Annotated in this window: 4 protein-coding genes and 1 pseudogene; 2 read left to right on the top strand and 3 right to left on the bottom strand. The window is 72.2% G+C overall.

All coding sequences use genetic code 11. The annotated features are described in order from the left end of the window. The 3 genes from ACWCO3_RS32495 to nhaA form a co-directional block, all read right to left on the bottom strand. A partial coding sequence (locus ACWCO3_RS32495) for a hypothetical protein (RefSeq protein ID WP_450013739.1) occupies nucleotides 1–464 on the bottom strand: 464 nt, incomplete at its 3' end. Next, on the bottom strand, nucleotides 461–1,351 hold the full coding sequence (locus tag ACWCO3_RS32490) for an ABC transporter ATP-binding protein (RefSeq protein ID WP_450013737.1): 891 nt from the start codon (nucleotides 1,349–1,351) through the stop codon (nucleotides 461–463). The genes ACWCO3_RS32490 and ACWCO3_RS32495, both read right to left, overlap by 4 nt. A gap of 114 nt (nucleotides 1,352–1,465) precedes the next feature. Next, on the bottom strand, nucleotides 1,466–2,785 hold the full coding sequence (gene nhaA, locus ACWCO3_RS32485) for a Na+/H+ antiporter NhaA (RefSeq protein WP_145782361.1): 1,320 nt from the start codon (nucleotides 2,783–2,785) through the stop codon (nucleotides 1,466–1,468). A gap of 151 nt (nucleotides 2,786–2,936) precedes the next feature. Between nhaA and ACWCO3_RS32480 the strand changes: the two genes are divergently transcribed. Then, nucleotides 2,937–3,440: a DUF6584 family protein gene (locus ACWCO3_RS32480; RefSeq protein WP_145782355.1), complete on the top strand. Its 504-nt coding sequence runs from the start codon at nucleotides 2,937–2,939 to the stop codon at nucleotides 3,438–3,440. A 220-nt stretch (nucleotides 3,441–3,660) separates the two neighbouring features. Further along, nucleotides 3,661–3,906 (top strand): annotated as a pseudogene (locus ACWCO3_RS32475) (SRPBCC family protein); the annotation flags it as partial.

The following is a 3,906-nucleotide window of genomic DNA, read 5'->3' as shown; positions in this document are numbered from 1 at the left end:
GCCGCCGTCAGCACCGCGCCGGTCAGGACGGCGACGTGCCGGGCCACGATCGCGGTGACCGGGAGCCGGCCAGCGGCCACGAGGGCCCACCGGCCGGCGTCCTCCTCGCCCCGGGTGACCCGGGTCGCCGCCAGCAACCCCCACGTCCCGACGAGGACCGACAGGACCGTGCCGGTGCGCCACACCGTGAATCCACCCGCGTCGTCGAGGGCGACCGGCTGACCGAACAGGGTGCGGATTGCGGGATTCTCGGCCAGGGCGGCCAGCGCGGCGGCGTCCAGCGCGTCGCCGACGGTACTGGCGTAGGTGGCCGCCACCATCGCGGACATTCCGGCGACCAGCGCGACGATGATCAGCGCACCCCGGCGTACCTGCCGCAGGGCCAGTCGGGTCACTGTCGAACCGATGACGCGGGCGCCCGGAACCGTCGGGACCGGCTCCGGGCGGGTGACGACGGCGGTCACCGGGACGGCTGCTGGTAGTAGTCGAGGAAGATCTCTTCCAAGGTCGGCTCGTGAATCCGCAGCGCGGTCACCTCCACTGCGGACAGTGCCCGCAACGCCGGTGCTGGCGGGCCGGTGAGGGTGAACCGCAGCCGGGCGGGACCGACCTGCTCCACCGTCTCGACGCCGGCCACCCCACTCAGGTCCGGCGCGACCTCGGCGAAGCTCACCTCCACCTGGCTGCGGTGCAGCCGCCGCAGTTCCGCGACCCCGGCGACCTCGACGAGGCGGCCCCCGCGCAGGATCGCCACCTGGTCGCACACCGCCTCGACCTCGGCCAGCTGATGGGAACTGAGGAACACCATCTGCCCGCGTTCGCGGGCCTGCGCGACGGCGACCTGGAACTCCCGTTCCATCAACGGGTCCAATCCGCTGGTCGGCTCGTCGAGCACGAGCAGCGGCGCGCGGGTGGCGAACGCCGCCACCAGCGCGACCTTCTGCCGGTTCCCGGTCGAGTACGCCCGACCCGGCTTGGACAGGTCCAACGCGAACCGGTCCACCAGCTCGTCGCGGTAGACGCGGTCCACTCCCGGGCCGAGCCGACCCAGCAACTCCAACGCCTCGGCACCGGTCAGGGCCGGCCAGAGCGCGACATCGGCGGGAACGTACGCGATCGAGCGGTGTGCCGCCGCCACGTCGGCCGCGTCGGCATCGAAGATCCAGGCCCGTCCGGAGGTGGGCCGCGCCAACCCGAGCAGCATCCGGATCGTGGTGGACTTTCCGGCGCCGTTGGGCCCGAGAAAGCCGAACACCTTACCGGCCGGCACCGTCAGGTCGAGTGCGTCCAGTGCGCACACCGGACCGTAGCGTTTGGTCAGACCGGCGGTGCGGATCGCGGGAACAGCCATGGGAAACCCCCTGGGACGACGACGAGTACGACGCCGACCAGACTTCCCGGCACACCGAAGCTGAGCGTACTCCTCGGTCACCTGGGCGTGAAGTGCCCGTTCCGGGACACCGGATCAGGCAGGACCGGGCCTGTTCGCCGACGCCTCGTAGACGTCCGGTACGCCGTCGGCGTCGGTGTCGCGCTCCTCCAGGGCGCACACACCCTCGTAGTGGCGGTTGCGGGCGCGCAGGACGATGCTGGCCAGCAACGCCGACACCAGCGACCCGAGCAACACACCGATCTTGGAGTGGTCGTCCCGTTCGGTGCCGGCACCGAACGCCAGCTCGCCGATCAGCAGGGACACGGTGAAGCCGATCCCGGCCAACAGGGACAACCCGACGATGTCCCTCCAGGCGAGCCCTTCCGCGAGCCGGGCCCGCGTGAAACGCTGCACGAGCCAGGTGGCGCCGAGAACCCCGGTCACCTTGCCCGCCACCAGACCGACCGCGATGCCGAGAGTGACCGAGTCGGTGAGCGTCGCGCCGAGGCCGCTCGCGCCGGCGATCGACACTCCGGCGGCGAAGAACGCGAACACCGGCACCGCCACCCCGGCGGACAGCGGCCGGATCCGGTGCTCGAAATGCTCCGCCAGGCCTCGGCCCGGCCCCGGCGTACGGCGGATCACCGGCACCGTGAAGGCGAGCAGCACCCCGGCGACGGTGGCGTGCACGCCCGAAGCGTGCACGAGTGCCCAGGTCGTCACGGCCAGTGGCAGCAGCAGCCACCACGACCGGACCCGCCGCTGCACCAGCAACCCGAACAGGGCCAACGGGACCAGCGCGAGCAGCAGCGGGCCGAAGTGCAGGGAACTTGTGTAGAACACCGCGATGATCACGATCGCCAGCAGGTCGTCCACCACCGCGAGGGTCAGCAGGAACGTCCGCATCGCCGCCGGCAGGTTGGTGTTGATCACCCCGAGTACGGCGAGGGCGAACGCGATGTCGGTGGCGGTGGGGATCGCCCAACCCGTCAACGCCCCGTCGCCCGACCACAGGTTGAACCCGACGTAGATCAGCGCCGGCACCGCCATTCCGCCGACCGCGGCGGCGACGGGCAGGACCGCACGTCGGGGCTCCCGCAGGTCACCGGCGACGAACTCACGCTTGAGCTCCAGCCCGGCGACGAAGAAGAAGATCGCCAGGAGGCCGTCGGCGGCCCACTGACCCAGGGTGAGATCCAGGTGCAGCGCCTCGGGGCCGACCGTCAGGTCACCCAGCGACTGGTAAGCCCCGGACCAGGGCGAGTTAGCCCAGGCCAGCGCGAGCAGCGCGGCGACCAGGAGCAGCACCCCGCCGACCGTCTCGGTGCGGAGGATGTCGCCGATCCGGCGTACCTCGGGCCAACTGCCGCGCGGAAGGAGCTGCGGCTCGTGGGGAGCGGGCGGCGGGGTCATCGGGAGCCTCCGGAGGGGTCGCTGACGGAACCGCCGACCAGTCTTCCCGGCACACCACTGATCATTTTAGCCGAACGACCAGCATCGGCCCGAATCGCACGCAGCGAAATCGGCTGTCGGTGCGGCCGGAATGCCGCTCAGAATAGCCACCATGCCGAAGGAACACGTGCTGGCGAAGGTCGACGCCGACCTACGGCGAGGGCACGTCCACCCCGCGATGCAACGGCTGGCCAGCCTCACCGCCGCGTACCCCGACGACCTGGAGCTGCGCGCCCGGCGTGCCGCGCTGTACCGGCAGGTGGGCAACGTGGCCGAGGCCGGCCGGTGGGGTTTCCTCACCGAGGACGCCAGCGTCGAGGAGGTCGCCGCGTTCGAGCGGTCCTACCCGAACGCCTGGCAGCGCCTGCGCGTGTTGACGGTGACCGCCGATCCCAGCGGCAGGCTGGGGCCGGTGGCGAGCGGGCGGCTCGCTCGGCTGGTCGAGCAGGCCGAACAGGGAGGTGCCGGCGTCACCTGGACGGAGGTCGGGCCGCGACCGGGCGAGCCCAGCTCGTGGCGCGACGATCTGGGCTGCCTGGTCGCCGCGGTGGTCGGCCTGGTCCTGGTGGCCCTGACCGTCCTCGGTCTGGTTACCGCGATCCGGTGGGTGCTGTAGGCGGTGGGTCACCCCAGGTCGAAGCCCACGACGCGGGGACGACGGTGCCCGGCGGGTCGAGCCGGACGGTCGGCGCTGGGCCGGCAATCCGCGCGAGCCGTGCGCAAGGGGCCTTGTGTGCGAATCGGGCGCACGGGTCACGAGTACCGCATAGCGTCACGGGGCAGGTCCACCGCGCTCCGCGGCGGACCGGTGGTGACGTTCACCGGAGGAAACGGACATGAGTCAGGTCGAGACTGTGCTCCTGCCGGAGTTGGACGGGCCGGTGCCGGCGACGCTGCCGAGCGCGCTCGGCCTGCTGAGCCTGGCCCTGGGCGTGGGCGCCCTGGTCGCGCCCGGCCCGCTCGCACGACTGACCGGGGTGGACGACTCTCCAGCCGCGCGGGCCGTGCTCCCGGCGATCGGCCTGCGTGAGCTGGGCAGCGCCGCCGGCCTGCTCAGCGGCCGTCGCCCCGCCGGCTGGGCG

The sequence above is a fragment of the Micromonospora sp. NPDC002411 genome (assembly GCF_053592955.1).
The sequence above is the reverse complement of the archived record's forward strand: the minus strand, read 5'-3'. Positions and strand labels throughout refer to the sequence as shown.